The following is a 17,791-nucleotide window of genomic DNA, read 5'->3' as shown; positions in this document are numbered from 1 at the left end:
GAGCCGCATGGGTGACGTACTGGCCGGATTTCATGCCGCCTGGGAGTTCGAGTCCGACTCCGTGCTCATCCGCTTCGAACGGGGTATTCGCACACCGAAGCTGTTCCAGACGCTCGGTGAACGCCGTGTCCCCCTGGAGGCGATCACGGGGGTCACACTGACTCAGGGCAAGCGCGGGACCGTGGTCCTGCACGCGGTGCCCAGGCCCGGGGCGGACCCGCTGATGGAGGCGGCGGCGGGACAGCTGAAAGAGTCCTCCGACCCGTATCGGCTGGTTCTGCCCGCCGACCGCGAGACCCTCGCCGAGTACTACGCCGACGAGCTGCGTGCACGGCTGAGCGGGGACGGTCAGCCGGCGGAGCGGTTCCTGGTCGACCCGCCCAAGGCACCCGTGCAGTTCAAGGCGTACGACGGCAAGGCTTCCTTCGACGGCACGTCGGTGTCCTTCCGCTGGTTCTGGACGGGCGCGTCGTCCGCCAAGTGGAAGGCCGGCGACCAGAATTTCCCGGTCACCGGCCTCGGCGGCGTCGAGTGGCGCTCCCCCGAGGTCTTCGAGGGCCATCTGCGGCTGCTGCAGCGTGATCCCGCCGGCGGCGCACAGCCGGCCCAGCCGGACCAGGACCCGGCGGCCGTGGTCTTCGGCCTCGGCTACGGCCCCGTGCACGAGTCGTTGCCGTTCGCCGCGTCCGTGCTCGCCGCCGTCCGTGCCGCGGGCTCGGGTCCGGTGGCGGTCCCGGTCGCGCGGCGCGACCCGGCGGACATCGCCGAACGGATCCGCCATCTTGGGGAACTTCACAAGGCCGGGCTCGTGACGGACGAGGAGTTCTCCATGAAGAAGGCGGAGTTGCTGGCGGAACTCTAGGGCCGCGGGGTCCTCTGCTCCCGGCCGGCCGAGGAGAACGTCATGTCCGGGTAGCGGTCGCCGGCGACCTTCGCGGCGATCGGTTCCAGGAGGCCCAGTTCGTCGGCGGTCAGCACGACGCGGGTCGCGTCCACGTTCTCCTCGACGCGAGTGCGCCTGGTGGTGCCCGGGATCGGGACCACCGGGAGCCCGTGCACCGCCGCCTGCTGCTGGACCCAGGCCAGGGCGATCTGCGCGGGCGAGGCGCCGTGCGCCTCGGCGACGGTCCGGATCGGCTCGAGCAACGCCACGTTGGCGGCCGCGTTCTCCCCCGTGAAGCGGGGCATCGTACGGCGGAAGTCCTGGTCCGTGAGGTCGGTGTCGGCGTTGGAGAAGGAACCGGCGAGGAAGCCGCGCCCCAGCGGCGAGTACGGCACCAGGGTCACGCCGAGCGCCTTGGCCGCGGGCAACACGTTCGCCTCGATGTCCCGGCTGAACAACGACCACTCCGACTGCACGGCGGCGATCGGATGGACCGCGTGGGCCGCGCGCAGTTCACCGGCCGTGACCTCGCTCAGCCCGAGGTACCTGACCTTCCCCTCGCGCACCAGCTCCGCCATGGTGCCGGCGGTCTCCTCGATCGGAACGGTCACATCGCGCCGGTGCATGTAATAGAGGTCGATCACCTCGACGTCCAGTCGCTCGAGGCTCGCCTCGACGCACTGGCGGATGTACTGCGGGTCGTTGCGGATGATCCGCTTGTACGGCTCGTCCGGCGAGGAGGAGATCCCGAACTTCGTGGCGATGACCACTTCGTCGCGGTGCCGCTTGAAGAAGGGCGACAGGAACTTCTCGTTCTCCCCCGCTCCGTAGGCGTCCGCCGTGTCGAAAAGCGTGACGCCCAACTCCAGCGCCCGTTCCAGGGTGGCGCGCGCCTCCCCGGCGTCCGAGGGACCGTAGGCCCAGCTCATGCCCATGCAGCCGAGGCCCTGCACCCCCACCTGCGGCCCGTCAGCGCCGAGCCGCGCCTTCGCGATCCCGCTGTCCGTCATCGGGGCCTCTCCGACGCCAGGGCACGTCCGGCGTCCCCATAGAAGTCGATCTTCCGGTCGAGCACCGCGAGGGTGTCCCGGAGCTCCGCGATCCGTGCGAGCACGTCCCTGCGGGTCGCCTCCAGGAGTTCGTAGCGCTCGCCGTACGTGTGGTCGCCGGCGCGCACCAGCTCCGCATAGCGCACCATGTCGGCCACGGGCATACCGGTGAGCCGCAGTTTGCCGACGAGGTCGAGCCAGTCCAGGTCGGCGTTGCAGTAGCGGCGCTGGCCCGTGTGCGAGCGGTCGACATGCGGCATGAGCCCGATCCGCTCGTACCAGCGCAGGGTGTGCGCGGTCAGTCCGGTGAAGGCGACGACCTCGCTGATGGTGTAGCTGTCCTGCCCGTCGGGACGGGGATGCCTCCCGGGCGGTACGGAGCAGATGTCGGTCCCGTTGTCGGCCGCCTCGGTCAAGGTCTCCATCACCGTCATGAACCCCACGCTAAAACCTTGGAGTGCACTCCAGGCAAGCGGAACAAGGGGAAAATGCCGAGCCCCGTCGGCCGGGTGCAACTAGCGTGCGCCCCATGAGTCTCGTACGCCGGGCCGTGCCCGAGGACGCCGAAGAACTGCTGCGACTGCGCCAGGTGATGATCGATTCGGTCTTCTCCACCGACTCCTCCACACACTGGCACAAGGAGTCCCTGCCCACCGTGCGCCACCGGCTCGAGGACCCGGAGGGCGGTTTTGTCGCGTTCGTGATCGACCATCCCGAGCGGCCGGGGGCGCTGGCCGCGCTGGTGGCCGGGACCGTCGAGTACCGGATCGGCCGACTGGGCAATCCCCACGGGCTGGTCGGGCACGTCTTCAGCGTCGCCACCGACCCGGACGCGCGCCGCCGGGGCTATGCACGCGCCTGCATGGAGACGCTGCTGGACTGGTTCCGCGCGCAGGACGTGCGCCAGGTCGACCTGAACGCCTCCGCCGAGGCCGAACCCCTCTATGCGTCGCTGGGCTTCGTCCGCAAGCCGGACCCCTCGATGCGGCTGCAGCTGGGAAGCGCATAGTGTCGGAGGCATGTCCCTGCAGAGTCTGGCGCTGATCGAGAACTGGCCCGTCCCCAACGCCGCCGCGGCGGTCGTCCGCGCGGACGGCACCGTGCTCGGCACGCACGGCCCGGTCGACCACCGCTTCCCGCTGGCCTCGGTCACCAAGCCGCTCGCCGCGTACGCCGTGCTCGTGGCGTACGAGGAGGGGGCGGTCGAGCTGGACGAGCCCGCCGGGCCGCCCGGCGCCACGGTCCGGCACCTCCTCGCGCACACCTCCGGGCTGGCGTTCGACGAACACCGCGTCACGTCCGCACCCGGGGAGCGGCGGCTGTACTCGAACGCCGGGTTCGAGGTGCTGGGCGATCATGTGGCGAAGGCGACGGACATCCGGTTCTTCGAGTACGTGCGCCAGGCTCTCCTCGAGCCGCTCGGCATGGACTCGACGAGCCTCGACGGCTCCCCGGCCAAGGACGGTGTCTCGACGGTCGCCGACCTCGTACGGTTCGCGGCCGAGGTGCAGGCGCCCCGGCTGCTGGACCCGCGGACGGTGGCGGAGGCGATGACGGTGCAGTACCCGGGCACAAAGGGCGTGCTGCCGGGGTACGGGCACCAGAACCCCAACGACTGGGGGCTCGGCTTCGAGATCCGGGACTCCAAATCGCCGCACTGGACGGGTGGTTCGTCCTCGCCGCGGACGTTCGGTCACTTCGGGCAGTCGGGCACGTTCCTGTGGATCGACCCGGACGCCGGCGCGGCGTGCGTGGCGCTGACGGACCGTGCGTTCGGACCGTGGGCCGCCGAGGCGTGGACGCCGTTCACGGACGCGGTGCTGGCGGAACTGCGGGGCTGAGGCGCCCGGCTACCCCGCCAACTCCCAGACCAGCAGCTCCGCCTCCGTCAGGCCCACGGCCTCCATGTCCTTCGCGTCCGTGATCCGCGCCGCGTCGCCCGATCCCAACTCCGCACCGCCCAGGTGCACTTCACCGCGCACCACATGGACGTAGGCGTACGCCGCGTCCGGCACCGCGGTGCGCTCCCCCTTTCCGAGGCGGCGTACATGGAGCATCGCTCCCGCCTGGGGGACCGCGTACGGCGTGGAGTCCGCGATGCCGTGGACCACCTCGTACGCGGGCTCACCGCCCGGCTCCAGGGGCGCCAGCCACATCTGGACGAAGACGAGCGGGACGTCGGCGTCGTTGCGCTCCACATGGCGCACACCGCCCGCCGAACTCAGCCGCTGGACGTCTCCGGGCCGGACGACCGAAGCGTGGCCGGTCGAGTCGCGATGGGTCAGGACGCCCTCCACCACCCATGTGACGATCTCGGTGTGGCTGTGCGGGTGCTCGTCGAAGCCCGCCCCGGGCGCGAGCCGCTCCTCGTTGCAGGCGATCACGGCGCCGAAGCGGAGGTTGTCGGGGTCGTAGTGCGGACCGAAGCTGAAGGCGTGCAGGGACTCGATCCCGGCGACCGGGTCCCCTCCCCGGTAGCGCTCGCCGGAGCGCCGTACGTCCATCACGGCAACCACCGTAGTCCCGTCCTTCCCGCCCTCCTGGACCCCCACCGCACGCTCCCGGCCCGATAAGGCAGTCTTGTCCCCGTGCCCGAACCCGAAGCCAGCCACGCAGACCACACGGTACGTTCCGTCCATCCCCACGCCGCGACCCTGAAGCGGCTGGAGAAGTCCTCCGGAAGCCTCGCTGCGCAGGCCATCGCACGCATGGACGAGACCCTGCCGTGGTACCGGGCCATGCCGCCGGAGAACCGCTCCTGGATCGGTCTCGTGGCCCAGGCGGGCATCGCCGCCTTCACCGAGTGGTTCCGGCACCCGGACGCGCCCCAGGCGATCTCCACCGATGTCTTCGGCACCGCGCCGCGCGAACTGACGCGCGCCATCACCCTCCGGCAGACCGTGGAGATGGTGCGGACCACCATCGAGGTCATGGAGTCTGCCATCGACGAGGTGGCCGCTCCGGGCGACGAGTCCGTGCTGCGCGAGGCGCTCCTCGTGTACGCCCGCGAGATCGCCTTCGCCACCGCCCAGGTCTACGCGCAGGCCGCCGAGGCACGCGGTGCCTGGGACGCCCGGCTCGAGTCACTGGTCGTCAACGCCGTGCTCAGCGGCGAGGCCGACGAGGGAGCCGTCAGCCGGGCCGCGGCGCTCGGCTGGAATTCGCCCGAACATGTGTGTGTGGTGCTGGGAACGGCGCCCGACGGTGACAGCGAGTTGACGGTCGAGGCCATCCGGCGGGCCGCACGGCACGCCAAGCTCCAGGTCCTCACGGGGGTACTGGGCGACCGGCTCGTGGTGATCGCCGGCGGCAGCGACAACCCGCTCGCCGTAGCCAGGTCACTGATCGGCCCGTTCGCCGCCGGGCCCGTGGTCGCCGGCCCCGTCGTACCCGATCTGCTCGCCGCCACCCGCTCCGCGCAGGCCGCCGCCGCGGGCCTCAAGGCGTGTTCCGCCTGGCAGGACGCACCGCGCCCGGTACTGGCGGACGACCTGCTCCCGGAGCGCGCGATCGCGGGTGACCCCAGTGCCCGCGAGCAACTGGTGGAGGAGATCTACAGACCGCTGGAGGAGGCGGGCTCCGCGCTTCTGGAGACCCTCAGCGTCTATCTCGAGCAGGCGTCGAGTCTCGAGGGTGCCGCCCGAATGCTGTTCGTTCACCCGAACACCGTGCGCTACCGGCTCCGACGTGTGACTGACGTCACCGGTTGGTCGCCCTCTGATGTACGCTCCGCGTTCACGTTGCGGATCGCGCTGATCCTGGGACGGCTCACCGAGGGGGATCAGCAGACCTAGTCTTTTGTCGGGGGCCCACAAAACCCCCTGCTGTTCTTCGTCCCTGTCCCCACGGGCGGCCGTGGCCGTCTCCAAGAGAGAGTGTGAGAGTGCTCGTACTCGTCGCTCCCGGCCAGGGCGCCCAGACGCCCGGCTTCCTGACTCCCTGGCTCGAACTGCCCGGTGCCGCCGACCGTATCGCCGCGTGGTCGGACGCCATCGGGCTCGACCTCACCCACTACGGCACCCAGGCCGACGCCGATGCCATCCGCGACACCGCCGTGGCCCAGCCGCTGCTGGTCGCCGCCGGTCTGCTGTCCGCCGCGGCACTCGGTGACACGGTCCCCGGTGCCGTCGCGGGCCACAGCGTCGGAGAGATCACCGCCGCCGTCCTCGCGGGCGTTCTCGACGAGACGGCGGCCCTGACGCTGGTGCGCCGGCGAGGGCTGGCCATGGCCGAGGCCGCCGCCATCACTCCCACGGGCATGTCGGCGCTGCTCGGTGGCGAACCCACGACCACGATCCCGCACCTGGAGGGCCTGGGCCTGACCCCGGCGAACGTGAACGGTGCCGGACAGATCGTCGCGGCCGGAACCCTGGAGCAGCTCGCCGCCCTGGAGGCGGACAAGCCCGAAGGTGTACGGCGCGTCGTTCCGCTGAAGGTGGCGGGTGCGTTCCACACCCACCACATGGCGCCCGCCGTCGACGCGCTCGCCCGGGCCGCCGAGGCGCTCACGCCCGCCGCGCCGCGGGTCGCGTACGTCTCGAACAAGGACGGACAGGTCGTCGACACCGGGTCCGAGGTGCTCCAGCGCCTGGTCGGCCAGGTCGCCAACCCGGTCCGCTGGGACCTGTGCATGGAGACGTTCGAGAAGCTGGGCGTGACCGCGATGATCGAGGTGTGCCCCGGCGGCACCCTGACCGGCATCGCCAAGCGCGCGCTTCCGGGCGTCGCGACCCTGGCCCTGAAGACCCCCGACGACCTCGACGCGGCGCGCGACCTCGTAGCCGAGCACAGCGCCTGATTAGGAGCCCCAGAGCATGTCGAAGATCAAGGCACGTAAGGGCGCTCCGTACGCGCGCATCCTCGGAGTGGGCGGCTACCGCCCGGTCCGGGTCGTGCCCAACGAGGTGATCCTGGAGAAGATCGACTCCTCCGACGAGTGGATCCGCTCCCGCTCCGGCATCGAGACCCGCCACTGGGCGAACGACGAGGAGACCGTCGCCGCGATGTCGGTCGAGGCGTCCGGCAAGGCGATCGCCGACGCAGGGATCGCCGCCGAGCAGATCGGCGCGGTCGTCGTCTCCACCGTCTCGCACTTCAGCCAGACCCCGGCGATCGCGACCGAGATCGCCGACAGGCTCGGTACGGACAAGGCCGCCGCCTTCGACATCTCGGCCGGCTGCGCGGGCTTCGGCTACGGCCTCACGCTCGCCAAGGGCATGATCGTCGAGGGGTCCGCGGAGTATGTCCTCGTCATCGGCGTGGAGCGGCTCTCCGACCTGACGGACCTCGAGGACCGTGCCACCGCCTTCCTGTTCGGCGACGGCGCCGGCGCGGTCGTCGTCGGCCCGGCGCAGGAGCCGCACATCGGCCCGACCGTCTGGGGCTCGGAGGGCGACAAGTCCGAGACGATCAAGCAGACCGTGTCGTGGAACGAGTTCAGGCTCGGCGATGTCTCCAAGCTCCCGGTCGACAGCGAGGGCAACGTCAAGTTCCCCGCGATCACCCAGGAGGGTCAGGCGGTCTTCCGCTGGGCCGTGTTCGAGATGGCGAAGGTCGCCCAGCAGGCGCTGGACGCGGCCGGGATCACCGCGGACGACCTGGACGTCTTCATCCCGCACCAGGCCAACGTGCGGATCATCGACTCGATGGTGAAGACTCTCAAGCTGCCGGAGCACGTCACGGTCGCCCGCGACGTGCGTACGACCGGCAACACCTCGGCCGCCTCGATCCCGCTCGCGATGGAGCGGCTCCTGGCGACCGGCGAGGCGAAGAGCGGCGACACCGCGCTCGTCATCGGCTTCGGGGCGGGTCTCGTGTACGCAGCGACGGTCGTTACCCTCCCCTAGGCACTCCGTGCCGGATCATGCGGTCCGGCACGGGAACTGCACACCCCTGCCGCTGACGCGGCGGGCGCCACACCCTCTGGATACATACGAAGGAGCGCCTGACATGGCCGCCACCCAGGAAGAGATCGTCGCCGGTCTCGCCGAGATCGTGAACGAGATCGCCGGGATCCCCACCGAGGACGTCCAGCTGGACAAGTCCTTCACCGACGACCTGGACGTCGACTCGCTGTCCATGGTCGAGGTCGTCGTCGCCGCCGAGGAGCGCTTCGACGTGAAGATCCCCGACGACGACGTCAAGAACCTCAAGACCGTCGGTGACGCCGCCGAGTACATCCTCAAGCACCAGGCCTGATCAACCGATCACCTGGGCAGACGACAGCCCGATGACGGGCTGCGGCCTGTCCAGCGGGCCGTTGCCCCGCCACCCGGCGGTGGCGCCGCCGAATCCTCGTATACGTTGGAGAAAGAATTCCCGTGAGCTCGACCAATCGCACCGTGGTCGTCACCGGTATCGGCGCAACCACACCGCTGGGTGGCGACGCGGCCTCTACCTGGGAGAGCCTGGTCGCCGGCAAGTCCGGTGTCCGCCTCCTCGAGCATGAGTGGGCCGCTGAGCAGGCGGTCCGCATCGCCGCCGAGATCGCCGTGGAGCCGTCCGAGGTCATCCCGCGTCCCCAGGCCCGCCGCCTGGACCGCTCGGCGCAGTTCGCGCTGATCGCCGCCAAGGAGGCCTGGGCGGACGCCGGTTTCACCGACAAGGCCGGTGAGGACCCCGCCGTCGACCCCGACCGCCTCGGCACGGTCATCGCCTCCGGCATCGGCGGTGTGACGACCCTGCTCGATCAGTACGACGTGCTGAAGGAGAAGGGCGTTCGCCGGGTCTCCCCGCACACCGTGCCGATGCTGATGCCGAACGGCCCGTCCGCCAACGTGGGCCTCGCCGTGGGCGCCCGGGCCGGCGTGCACACCCCGGTCTCCGCCTGCGCGTCGGGCGCCGAGGCCATCGGCTACGCCATCGAGATGATCCGCACCGGCCGCGCCGACGTCGTCGTCGCCGGCGGTACGGAGGCCGCGATCCACCCGCTGCCCATCGCCGCGTTCGGCAACATGATGGCGATGTCCAAGAACAACGACGACCCGCAGGGCGCCTCGCGTCCCTACGACGTCGACCGGGACGGCTTCGTCCTGGGCGAGGGCGCGGGCGTGGTGGTGCTGGAATCGGCCGAACACGCCGCCAAGCGCGGTGCCCGCGTCTACGCGGAGGCGGTCGGTCAGGGCATCTCCGCCGACGGCCACGACATCGTCCAGCCGGAGCCCGAGGGCCGCGGCATCTCGCACGCCCTGCAGAACCTGCTCGACAACACCGACCTGAACCCGGCCGAGATCGTGCACGTGAACGCGCACGCCACCTCCACTCCGGCCGGTGACGTGGCCGAGTTGAAGGCGCTGCGCAAGGTCTTCGGTGACGACGCCGACCACATGGCGGTCTCCGCGACCAAGTCGATGACCGGTCACCTCCTCGGTGGTGCGGGCGGTGTGGAGTCGGTCGCAACGGTCCTCGCCCTGTACAACCGGGTCGCCCCGCCGACCATCAACGTCCGCGAGCTCGACCCCGAGGCCGAGGCCAGTGCCGACATCGTGCGCGGCGAGGCCCGCAAGCTGCCGGTCGAGGGCCGTATCGCGGCGCTGAACGACTCGTTCGGCTTCGGCGGCCACAACGTCGTCCTGGCGTTCCGCACGATCTGACGCGGACCGTCACCCGACACGCTGAAGGGCCCCCGGTGGGGGCCCTTCCGTCGTTTCAGACGTTGTCGGGGAACGGCCTTCAGACGACCTGGTGCAGCCACCGCACCGGCGCGCCCTCCCCCGCGTACCGGAACGGCTCGAGCTCGTCGTCCCACGGCTTGCCCAGCAGTCTGGCGAGCTCGGCCTCGAGCTCCGTCTCGCCGCGCTGGGAGCGCACCAGTGCGGCGCGCAGCCGGTCCTCGGGGATCAGGATGTCGCCGTGGATGCCGGTGACCGCATGGAAGATGCCGAGGTCGGGGGTGCAGCTGTAGCGCTCGCCCTCCGCGGTCGGGCACGGCTCCGCCGTCACCTCGAAGCGCAGCAGCTGCCAGCCGCGCAGCGCGGAGGCCAGCTTGGACGCCGTGCCGGCCTCGCCCTGCCAGGAGAACTCGGATCTCCAGGTGCCGGGTGCGGCGGGCTGCCGGATCCAGTCGAGGTTGACGCGCGTGCCCAGCACGCCCGCGACTGCCCACTCGACGTGCGGGCACAGTGCGCGTGGCGCGGAGTGCACGTACAGGACTCCACGTGTCGTCACCTGAACCTCCGGGCAGACCGCGACATCTTGTAACTTTACGGAACGGGCGTGGCGGGGCGGCCACGGGGCGAGGCTACCGTGCGGCGGCGCAAGGAGTGTGACGTACCGTCGGTCCCGACGGCACCGAACACCGAGGTTTCACCCAAGAAGACGCGGGACCGGCCCAGCGTGTTCGAAGCGCTGCCGAACGACGGCGTCCACCGACCGGCCGGTGGTGGACCACGAACGAGGGGACCAGGGATGCGGAAGCGAAGCCACCGCTCGCGCGCCGGCGTGGCGCTCGCGGCGGCCGCCGTCCTGGGGCTCGCGGCGTGCGACGCGAGCGGCGGCGAGGAGTCCTCTCCCCGGTCCACCACCACTCAGCCGAAGCCGTCCCCGAGGCCCTCGCCGCTCTGGGACCGCTACCCGGGCTCGATCGCCGCGGTGGGCGACTCCATCACCCGCGGTTTCGACGCCTGCACCGTGCTGTCCGACTGCCCCGAGGTGTCGTGGGCGACGGGCAGCGACGCCCACGTCGACAGCCTCGCGGTACGGCTCCTCGGGGCGAGCGGGGCCTCGCTCAACAGCTGGAACTTCGCGGTGACCGGGGCCCGGATGTCCGATCTCGCCGCACAGATGGAGCAGGCGGCACAACGGAAGCCGGAACTGGTGACGGTGATGGCGGGCGCCAACGACGCCTGCCGCTCCACCGTCTCCGCGATGACCTCGGTCACCGACTTCCGCGCCCAGTTCAAGGAGGCGATGGACGCGCTGCGCGGGGAGCTGCCCAGGACGCAGGTGTACGTCTCCAGCGTGCCGAACCTGAAGCGGCTGTGGTCGCAGGGCCGCACCAGCCCGATCGGCAAGCAGGTGTGGAAGCTGGGCATCTGCCCGTCGATGCTGGGCAACGCGGACGCCCTGGACGCGGCGGCCACGGACCGGCGCGCCAAGGTGCAGGCCCGGGTGGAGGCCTACAACAGGGTCCTGAAGGACGTGTGCGGGAAGGACCGGCGGTGCCGCTTCGACGGAAACGCCGTCTTCGACTACCGCTTCGGCACCGATCAGTTGAGCCAGTGGGACTGGTTCCATCCGAGCCGCAACGGCCAGGCGCGGCTGGCGGAGATCGCCTACCGCACCATCACCGCGAAAGACCCGGTGACCTAGGGTTTCCCGCATGAGCGAATTCTTCGGCACACTTCCCGACGGCACACCGGTCCACCGCTGGACGCTGGAGCGGGACGGGGTGCGGGTGCGCATCCTGTCGTACGGCGGGATCGTGCAGTCGGTCCAGGTCCCGGACCGGCGGGGGTCCGAGCGCTCGAGCGGGGCCGCCAGCGGGGAACCCCGCTCGGCGGAGATGGTCCTGGGCTTTCCGGACCTCGAGGGCTACCTCGCCCACCCCGAGCCGTTCTTGGGGGCGCTGATCGGGCGTTACGCCAACCGCATCGGGGGCGCCCGCTTCCCGCTCGACGGCCGTGCCTGCACGCTCGAGCCGAACGACGGACCGAACTCGCTGCACGGCGGTTCGCGGGGCTTCGACAAGCGCGTGTGGGACGTGGAGCCGGTCGAGCACGGCGTACGGCTGTCCCGGGTCGGCGCGGACGGCGAGGAGGGCTTTCCGGGCCGCCTCGAGGTCTCCGCGACGTACACCCTCGGACCGGGGGGTGCGCTCCGGATCGCGTACGAGGCGGTCACGGACGCGCCGACCGTCGTCAACATGACCAGCCACTCGTACTGGAACCTGGCCGGTTCGGGGCACACGGGCGGGCACGAGCTGCGGATCTCGGCCTCGCGCATCACTCCGGTGGACGAGGAGCTGATCCCGACGGGCGAGCTCCGGAAGGTGGCCGGCACCCGCTTCGACTTCCGGACGCCACGCAAGGCGGGTCCGGGGTACGACCACAACTTCGTACTGGACAAGGGAGTGACCACCGCGCCCGAGCAGGTGGCCGAGCTGTACGACCCGGCGTCCGGGCGGGTGCTCACCGTCGCCACGACCGAGCCCGGTCTCCAGCTCTACACCGGGGACCACCTCGGTGCCCCGTTCGCACCGGGCGACGGGATCGCACTGGAGACGCAGCACTTCCCGGACTCCCCGAACCGCCCGGAGTTCCCGAGCACGGTGCTGCGGCCGGGAGAGCTCTACCGCTCGCAGACGGTGTACGGCTTCGGCACCCGCGACTAGCGCCGCAGTACGCCACGAGCCCCGATCCAGGGGTCAGGTCCCGGACCGGGGCTGCTCGTGGAGGGCTTCTCCCGGGTCAGACGTTAATCGTCACCGTGACGCGGCGGTCCGCGATCGAGCGCCCTGCCGCAACCTCGTACGAACCCTTCACAAACGACCACACGTTCGAAACCTGGTCCCAGATCTCAAAGCTCCGCCGCGGTAGCTCCATGACCACGTCGACGCTCTCCCCGGGGGCCGCCTCGACGCCCGCGAAACCGGCCAGCCGGCGCACCGGGCGCAGGGGGTCCGGCTCGGCCGGGCCCAGATAGACCTGGACGACCTCGCGCCCGGGCCGTGAGCCCGCGTTGCGGACGCGGACCTTGACCGTCGTGCCTTCGACCTCGATCGACTCGTACGCCCAGTCGGTGTAGCCGAGGCCGTGGCCGAAGGGGTACGAGGGCTCCCGGCCCGCCCTCTCCCAGGCGCGGTACCCGATGAACACGTTCTCGGTGTAGTGGAGTTCGCCGTCCTGCGGAACCACCTCGGTGACCGGGGTGTCCTGGAGTGGCCCCCAGGTGGTGGGCAGCCGGCCGCCGGGCTCATGGGCGCCGGTGAGGACGTCGGCGAGCGCGGCGCCGCCCTCCTGGCCGGGGAACCAGCTCAGCAGCACGGCCGCGACGTCGTCACGCCACGGCAGCTCCACCGGGGATCCCGAGTTGACGACCACGACGGTGTTCGGGTTGACGGCGGCGACGGCGTGCACCAGGTCGTCCTGCCGTCCGGGGAGCCGGAGGTCCGTGCGGTCGAATCCCTCGGACTCCACGCGCTCGGTGGTGGCGACCACGACGACGGCGGTGTCGGCGTCGCGGGCTGCCTCGACCGCCTCGGCGATCAGCTCGTCGGGGTCGCGTTGCGGCTCCTGGTGGGCCAGCGTGAATCCGACGACCTTCATCGGGATGCGGTCGGGGAACTCGACCACATGGGTGAGGGATACCTCGACCGTCGTCCCGGCGGTGAGTTCGGCCCGGGCGCGCGGCACCGGCGCGCCGGACAGCGCCTCGAAGGGGTTGCCCTCCACGGCGGGGCGCTGGACGTCGTCGTAGTGGGTCGTTCCGTCGACGACGAGGCGGAACGCGCCGACGCCCTTGACGCCGAAGATGTGCGGGCCGGATTCGCGGGGCGTGAACGTTCCGGTGAGCTCGACGCTGTGCAGTGCCTCGTGGGTGACGCCCTCGGGGAGGTCGGAACCCATCCACTGGATGTGCCCGGTGGGCGCGGACCCGGTGCCGAGGACGTTCCCCCCGGCGTCACGGCAGACCGCCCGCAACGAGAAGCCCTGGTCGGCCACGTCGAGTTCGGTGGTCGGGTCGGCACCGACGGCATACCTCAGACTGCCTTCGGGGAGGGCGGCGGTCAGACCGTCGAGCGGCGAGACGATCCGGGGCGGGAAGACCGTCGCGGAGCCGCCGCCGAGCACACGGGCGTCTCGGGCCGCGGCGCCGATCAGGGCGAGGGTGCCGTGCGGCCGCAGCGGGAGCGCGGCGTTCTCGTTGCGCACGAGCACGAAGGAGCGGCGGGCCGTCTCACGGGCCAGGGCCTCGCCGTCGACCTGCTCGGGAGGACGGGTCACGACGGGTTCGGCGCCCTCCAGGATGCCGACGCGGGCGGCGAGCCGGAGGACGTTGCGCACGGCCTCGTCGACCCTGGCCTCCTCGACCTGTCCGTCGCGCACGGCCCGGGCGAGGGCCTCGCCGTACACGGTGCGCGGACCGGGCATGGCGACATCGAAACCGCCCTCGACGGCGCCGGCGGTCGAGCGGGCCGCCGTCCAGTCGGAGACGTTGAAACCGTCGAAGCCCCACTCGCCGCGCAGGACCTCGTCCACCAGGCGGCCGTGCTCCGTCATCGTCGTGCCGTTGACCGTGTTGTAGGCGGTCATGATGCCCCAGGGCCGGGCGCCGGTGACGATGGCCTCGAAGGGCGCGAGATACAGCTCGCGCAGGGTGCGTTCGTCCACGACGTTGTTCACGGTGAAGCGATCGGTCTCGGCGTCGTTGGCGACGAAGTGCTTGACCGTGGTGCCGACACCGCCGGACTGTACGCCCTGGACGTATCCGGTGCCGATCCGTCCGGTCAGGTACGGGTCCTCGCTGTAGGCCTCGAAGTGCCGGCCGCCCAGCGGGGAGCGGTGCAGGTTGACCGTGGGCGCGAGAAGGACGTGGACGCCCTTGCGGCGGGCCTCCTGGGCGAGGAGGACACCGGCGCGGTGGGCCAGGCCGGGGTCCCAGGTGGCGGCGAGGGCGGTCGGGGAGGGCAGTGCGACGGACGGGTCGTCGGATGTCCAGCGCACTCCGCGGACGCCGATCGGGCCGTCGGACATCACCAGCGACTTCAGGCCGATCTCGGGGAGGGCGGGAAGGGACCACATGTCCTGGCCGGCCAGCAGCCGGGCCTTCGCGTCCAGCCCGAGCCTGCCGAGGGCCGCCTCGACCACGGCCTCACGCGCCTCGTCCTGCGGGGTCTTCGCTGTCCTGGCTGCCGTCCTCGCCATGCGGCACCTCCTAGTCGAAAGCCATCGGCGGTCTCCATCGTGCACCCGATGCCTGTGGAGCGGTAGGTTTTGTTATCCCGCCGCAATATGACGAGGGGTCGCATGCCGTACGGTGACGCCATGACGGCCCGGGCCAGGAACGAGGAGCGGCGCGCCGAGATCGTGCGCGCCGCCCTGGAGGTGATCGCCGAGCGCGGCTACCGCGGCGCGAGCATGGCCGCCGTCGCCGAGCGGGTGGGCCTGACCCAGCAGGGGCTGCTGCACTACTTCCCGACGAAGGACACACTGCTGGTCGCGGTGCTCAAGGAACGCGATCAGTGGGACGCCGTCCCGGACGGCCGCTGGCGTCTGGAACTGCTCGCCGCCCTCGTGGAGTACAACGCGATGCGGCCCGGCATAGTGCAGACGTTCTCGGCCCTGCTCGGCGAGAGCGTCACCGAGGGGCATCCCGCGCGCGGCTACTTCACCGAGCGGTACCGCGATGTGCGGTCGAGCATGGCGGCGACGCTCCGCTCCGAGTACGGGGACCGGCTGCCGAGCGGCCTGACCCCGGAGCGCGCCGCGCCCCTGCTGGTGGCGGTGATGGACGGCTTGCAGTACCAGTGGCTGCTCGACCCGGACTCGGTGGACATGCCGGCGGCGTTCCGGGACTTCCTGCTGCTCCTCGGCGAGGCGGAATAAGGGGCAGCCCCTTCACGTCCGGCCGGAACGGGGTGCGGCGGCACCGCCGCACCGGCTCCCGCCCCATGGCATCCACCGCTTCCCTCACGCGATACTGCGACGGTCCGGCACCACGCACCCCACTGCGACCGGAAGGACCTGAACTCCCTTGATCTACCGACGTGTTCGGCTCGGCGTCCTGGGACTGACCCTGCTCGCGGGACTGGCTGTCACGCAGACCGCGACCGCCGGCCCTGCCCCCACCACGACCGTCGAGGAACAGCGGCTCGACGGCGCCGTTCCGCAAGAGATCCTCAGGCGATCCGGATTCGCCTCCGTCGCACCCGAGTTCGCCCGGGCACTGGCGAGGAGCCGCTCCTACGCACAGGCCGAGCGCGTCGTCACCCGGCAGGGATCACGGCTGTGGCAGCGGGCCGTCGACCGGGCGCAGGGGCGAGGGCCGCTGGGCGGGGACCTGAGCCGCGACGACGACCGGCCGCTGTACTGGGCACGACTGGCGATGACCCGGGAAGTACGGTCCTGGGAGCCGAGCTTCGGCCTGTCCGACGGGCGACGCGCGAGGCTGCTGTCGGAGCTGGAGACCACCTCGCGCGGTCAGGACGGCGTCCGGTACCCGCAGGGCGGGGGTGTGAAGCGGATCCTGCTCACCGGGTTCGACCCGTTCACGCTGGACCGGGACATCCGGATCTCGAACCCCTCGGGGGCCGGCGCGCTCGCCCTGGACGGCACCACGGTCCGGACTGCGGACGGTCCCGCGCGCATCGAGACCATGGTGTTCCCCGTGCGCTGGCAGGACTTCGCCGACATGACGGTGGAGCGGTCGCTGCGCCCGTACCTGCCGAAGGTCGACCTGTTCACGACCGTGAGTCAGGGCAGAGTCGGCCGCTTCGACGTCGAGCGGACCAACGGGGCCTGGCGGGGCGGCTTCCCGGACAACAACAACGTCGGCAGCACCGGCACGGTCCCGGTCGCCCACCCGGCCACACAGCCTCAGTGGACGTCGACGACCCTTCCGTATCGTGCGATCGTCGCGGCGGACACCGGCCGCTTCCCCGTCTACGACCACACGGAGGTCACCGAGATCCCGGCGGGTGGCACCACTGCCGTCGTACGGGCGGACGGGCCGACCCCGGGTTCGACGGCGCGGGCAGGAGGGGGCGGCGACTATCTCTCCAACGAGATCGCGTACCGGGCGACGCTGCTGCGGGACCGGCTCGGACTGCACGGGACCCTGCCCGGCGGGCATGTCCACACACCGGTCCTGCAGTTCGGGGCAGGGAACACGGATCCCGCGACGGGGACGGTCACCGACCCCGAGTTCGTACGGAACCGGGTCGACATCATCGCGCAGGTCCGGGCGATCGTGACGGTGGCGGCGAACTCCCTCTCCGGATCCGGTCTCAGGCGGGGGTGACCTGCTCCCCCTCGGGTTCCCGCTCCCCGGCCGTCTCCTCACCGAGCAGGTCGCGGGCCAGCAGCGTGGCGCCCGCGACCGCGCCCGGCATCAGGAACACGGCGACGAACGGGACGAGGAAGGCAAGGCCGAGCGGCGTGCCGAAACCCCAGACGAGCAGCTTGCGGGAGCGCAACAGCGCGAGGCGCTCCCGCAGTTCCACCCCGCGGCGCTGAAGGGCGATGGCGGTGAGTTCCTCGGTGAGGAAGAAGCCGGTGACGAAGAAGCCGATCACGGGCACGACGGTCTGGCCGACGAACGGAATGAAGCCGAGGGCGAAGAGGAGAACGCCCCAGACCATGGCGCGGACGAGGATGCGGGCGCTGTCCCGGATCGATATCCACAGTTCGCGGTGGAGCGGCAGACCGGACTGCGGGGCCGTGCCGTCCGGCGAGACGTCGCGGTCGACCGTTTCCGAGAGGCTCTCGTAGAACGGCTGGCCCACGACGAGGGTGACGGCGGTGAAGGTGAGCACGGCCAGCAGCAGGGCGAGTGCGAAGAGCACGGCCGTGAGGAAGCCGCGGAAGAGGCCGAGCCAAGGGCTCGGCCAGCCGTCGGCGAACGGCGTCGCCCAGGTCACGGCGTCCTCGCCCCACACGGCCAGGGCGAACAGCGCCGCCGCGTACAGGACGAGGGTTATCAGCCCCGGCAGCAGGCCGATGCCGTACTGCCTGCCGTGCCGGGCCACCCATCGCTGACCCGACAGAAGACGACCGAATCCCACCCCGAGATCACGCATGGGAAGCACTTTACCGAGACGCTCGCACTGCCCCGCGCGGGTGTCACGGCAGTACGGGCCGGACTGCGGCGAAATGAACCGGCGCCTTTGCTAATGACCCTTTAATACAACGGAATTCACGGT

At 71.1% G+C, this 17,791-nt stretch carries 18 protein-coding genes; 12 read left to right on the top strand and 6 right to left on the bottom strand.

Annotation, left to right across the window (positions count from 1 at the left end; translation table 11 throughout):
- Positions 1-7: 7 nt before the first annotated feature.
- The gene (locus tag RCR19_RS25510; RefSeq protein ID WP_331267241.1) at positions 8-862 is read left to right on the top strand and encodes a DUF4429 domain-containing protein; all 855 of its coding nucleotides are present in this window, start codon (positions 8-10) and stop codon (positions 860-862) included.
- Here the strand turns inward: RCR19_RS25510 and RCR19_RS25505 are convergent.
- Both RCR19_RS25505 and RCR19_RS25500 read right to left on the bottom strand, forming a co-directional pair.
- Complete coding sequence (locus tag RCR19_RS25505; RefSeq protein ID WP_331267240.1) at positions 859-1,893, bottom strand: aldo/keto reductase; 1,035 nt, start codon at positions 1,891-1,893, stop codon at positions 859-861. The genes RCR19_RS25510 and RCR19_RS25505 overlap by 4 nt on opposite strands.
- On the bottom strand, positions 1,890-2,366 hold the full coding sequence (locus RCR19_RS25500; RefSeq protein WP_059131409.1) for a MerR family transcriptional regulator: 477 nt from the start codon (positions 2,364-2,366) through the stop codon (positions 1,890-1,892). The genes RCR19_RS25505 and RCR19_RS25500 overlap by 4 nt, the downstream gene beginning before the upstream one ends.
- A 95-nt stretch (positions 2,367-2,461) precedes the next feature.
- On the opposite strand from RCR19_RS25500, the gene RCR19_RS25495 reads away from it, so the two are divergent.
- Both RCR19_RS25495 and RCR19_RS25490 read left to right on the top strand, forming a co-directional pair.
- Positions 2,462-2,941, top strand: a complete 480-nt coding sequence (locus RCR19_RS25495) for a GNAT family N-acetyltransferase (protein ID WP_331267239.1) — start codon at positions 2,462-2,464, stop codon at positions 2,939-2,941.
- Positions 2,942-2,951: 10 nt separating this feature from the next.
- Positions 2,952-3,773 (top strand): serine hydrolase domain-containing protein, encoded by an 822-nt coding sequence (locus tag RCR19_RS25490; RefSeq protein WP_331267238.1) that lies wholly within the window; start codon positions 2,952-2,954, stop codon positions 3,771-3,773.
- A 9-nt stretch (positions 3,774-3,782) separates the two neighbouring features.
- Here the strand turns inward: RCR19_RS25490 and RCR19_RS25485 are convergent, their stop codons facing one another.
- A complete protein-coding gene (locus RCR19_RS25485; RefSeq protein WP_331269551.1) occupies positions 3,783-4,436 on the bottom strand; it encodes a pirin family protein in 654 nt (217 codons plus the stop codon).
- 84 nt (positions 4,437-4,520) lie between these two features.
- On the opposite strand from RCR19_RS25485, the gene fasR reads away from it, so the two are divergent.
- The 5 genes from fasR to fabF all read left to right on the top strand — a co-directional run bounded on the left by fasR (position 4,521) and on the right by fabF (position 9,524).
- Positions 4,521-5,726, top strand: coding sequence for a fatty acid biosynthesis transcriptional regulator FasR (gene fasR, locus RCR19_RS25480; RefSeq protein ID WP_331267237.1), 1,206 nt, complete (start codon positions 4,521-4,523; stop codon positions 5,724-5,726).
- Positions 5,727-5,815: 89 nt separating this feature from the next.
- Positions 5,816-6,730: an ACP S-malonyltransferase gene (locus tag RCR19_RS25475; protein ID WP_331267236.1), complete on the top strand. Its 915-nt coding sequence runs from the start codon at positions 5,816-5,818 to the stop codon at positions 6,728-6,730.
- A 16-nt stretch (positions 6,731-6,746) separates the two neighbouring features.
- Positions 6,747-7,778, top strand: coding sequence for a ketoacyl-ACP synthase III (locus tag RCR19_RS25470; protein ID WP_331267235.1), 1,032 nt, complete (start codon positions 6,747-6,749; stop codon positions 7,776-7,778).
- Positions 7,779-7,881: 103 nt separating this feature from the next.
- On the top strand, positions 7,882-8,130 hold the full coding sequence (locus RCR19_RS25465) for an acyl carrier protein (protein ID WP_043440034.1): 249 nt from the start codon (positions 7,882-7,884) through the stop codon (positions 8,128-8,130).
- Positions 8,131-8,252: 122 nt separating this feature from the next.
- Positions 8,253-9,524 (top strand): beta-ketoacyl-ACP synthase II, encoded by a 1,272-nt coding sequence (fabF, locus tag RCR19_RS25460; protein ID WP_331267234.1) that lies wholly within the window; start codon positions 8,253-8,255, stop codon positions 9,522-9,524.
- A gap of 79 nt (positions 9,525-9,603) precedes the next feature.
- Here the strand turns inward: fabF and RCR19_RS25455 are convergent, their stop codons facing one another.
- Positions 9,604-10,098: a DUF3145 domain-containing protein gene (locus RCR19_RS25455; protein WP_059131417.1), complete on the bottom strand. Its 495-nt coding sequence runs from the start codon at positions 10,096-10,098 to the stop codon at positions 9,604-9,606.
- A 240-nt stretch (positions 10,099-10,338) separates the two neighbouring features.
- Between RCR19_RS25455 and RCR19_RS25450 the strand changes: the two genes are divergently transcribed.
- The gene (locus RCR19_RS25450; protein ID WP_331267233.1) at positions 10,339-11,241 is read left to right on the top strand and encodes an SGNH/GDSL hydrolase family protein; all 903 of its coding nucleotides are present in this window, start codon (positions 10,339-10,341) and stop codon (positions 11,239-11,241) included.
- A 10-nt stretch (positions 11,242-11,251) separates the two neighbouring features.
- Positions 11,252-12,262 carry an aldose epimerase family protein gene (locus tag RCR19_RS25445; protein ID WP_331267232.1) on the top strand — a complete coding sequence of 337 codons (1,011 nt, stop codon included), beginning with the start codon at positions 11,252-11,254 and terminating at the stop codon, positions 12,260-12,262.
- A gap of 76 nt (positions 12,263-12,338) precedes the next feature.
- Here the strand turns inward: RCR19_RS25445 and RCR19_RS25440 are convergent, their stop codons facing one another.
- The gene (locus tag RCR19_RS25440; protein ID WP_331267231.1) at positions 12,339-14,795 is read right to left on the bottom strand and encodes a glycoside hydrolase family 3 C-terminal domain-containing protein; all 2,457 of its coding nucleotides are present in this window, start codon (positions 14,793-14,795) and stop codon (positions 12,339-12,341) included.
- Between the two features lie 102 nt (positions 14,796-14,897).
- Between RCR19_RS25440 and RCR19_RS25435 the strand changes: the two genes are divergently transcribed.
- Positions 14,898-15,476 (top strand): TetR/AcrR family transcriptional regulator, encoded by a 579-nt coding sequence (locus RCR19_RS25435; RefSeq protein WP_331267230.1) that lies wholly within the window; start codon positions 14,898-14,900, stop codon positions 15,474-15,476.
- A gap of 148 nt (positions 15,477-15,624) precedes the next feature.
- Positions 15,625-16,890: a pyroglutamyl peptidase gene (locus tag RCR19_RS25430; RefSeq protein ID WP_331267229.1), complete on the top strand. Its 1,266-nt coding sequence runs from the start codon at positions 15,625-15,627 to the stop codon at positions 16,888-16,890.
- On the opposite strand, the gene RCR19_RS25425 is transcribed toward RCR19_RS25430, so the two are convergent.
- Complete coding sequence (locus RCR19_RS25425; protein ID WP_331267228.1) at positions 16,877-17,668, bottom strand: EI24 domain-containing protein; 792 nt, start codon at positions 17,666-17,668, stop codon at positions 16,877-16,879. The genes RCR19_RS25430 and RCR19_RS25425 overlap by 14 nt on opposite strands.
- Between the last annotated feature and the right edge of the window lie 123 nt (positions 17,669-17,791).

It is taken from the genome of Streptomyces sp. WAC07094, from assembly GCF_036320405.1.
Lineage (GTDB): Bacteria > Actinomycetota > Actinomycetes > Streptomycetales > Streptomycetaceae > Streptomyces > Streptomyces lannensis.
Note: the sequence above shows the minus strand (reverse complement) of the source record. Positions and strands in the feature narration are given on the sequence as shown.

What these genes read in the sequence shown, in the direction of transcription:
- RCR19_RS25450 (WP_331267233.1), top strand. Translation starts at nt 10,339, where the DNA reads ATGCGGAAGCGAAGCCACCGCTCGCGCGCCGGCGTGGCGCTCGCGGCG.
- RCR19_RS25440 (WP_331267231.1), bottom strand. Translation starts at nt 14,795, where the DNA reads ATGGCGAGGACGGCAGCCAGGACAGCGAAGACCCCGCAGGACGAGGCG.
- RCR19_RS25485 (WP_331269551.1), bottom strand. Translation starts at nt 4,436, where the DNA reads ATGGACGTACGGCGCTCCGGCGAGCGCTACCGGGGAGGGGACCCGGTC.
- RCR19_RS25470 (WP_331267235.1), top strand. Translation starts at nt 6,747, where the DNA reads ATGTCGAAGATCAAGGCACGTAAGGGCGCTCCGTACGCGCGCATCCTC.
- RCR19_RS25495 (WP_331267239.1), top strand. Translation starts at nt 2,462, where the DNA reads ATGAGTCTCGTACGCCGGGCCGTGCCCGAGGACGCCGAAGAACTGCTG.
- RCR19_RS25490 (WP_331267238.1), top strand. Translation starts at nt 2,952, where the DNA reads ATGTCCCTGCAGAGTCTGGCGCTGATCGAGAACTGGCCCGTCCCCAAC.
- RCR19_RS25505 (WP_331267240.1), bottom strand. Translation starts at nt 1,893, where the DNA reads ATGACGGACAGCGGGATCGCGAAGGCGCGGCTCGGCGCTGACGGGCCG.
- RCR19_RS25445 (WP_331267232.1), top strand. Translation starts at nt 11,252, where the DNA reads ATGAGCGAATTCTTCGGCACACTTCCCGACGGCACACCGGTCCACCGC.
- RCR19_RS25465 (WP_043440034.1), top strand. Translation starts at nt 7,882, where the DNA reads ATGGCCGCCACCCAGGAAGAGATCGTCGCCGGTCTCGCCGAGATCGTG.
- RCR19_RS25425 (WP_331267228.1), bottom strand. Translation starts at nt 17,668, where the DNA reads ATGCGTGATCTCGGGGTGGGATTCGGTCGTCTTCTGTCGGGTCAGCGA.
- RCR19_RS25500 (WP_059131409.1), bottom strand. Translation starts at nt 2,366, where the DNA reads ATGACGGTGATGGAGACCTTGACCGAGGCGGCCGACAACGGGACCGAC.
- RCR19_RS25510 (WP_331267241.1), top strand. Translation starts at nt 8, where the DNA reads ATGGGTGACGTACTGGCCGGATTTCATGCCGCCTGGGAGTTCGAGTCC.
- RCR19_RS25435 (WP_331267230.1), top strand. Translation starts at nt 14,898, where the DNA reads ATGCCGTACGGTGACGCCATGACGGCCCGGGCCAGGAACGAGGAGCGG.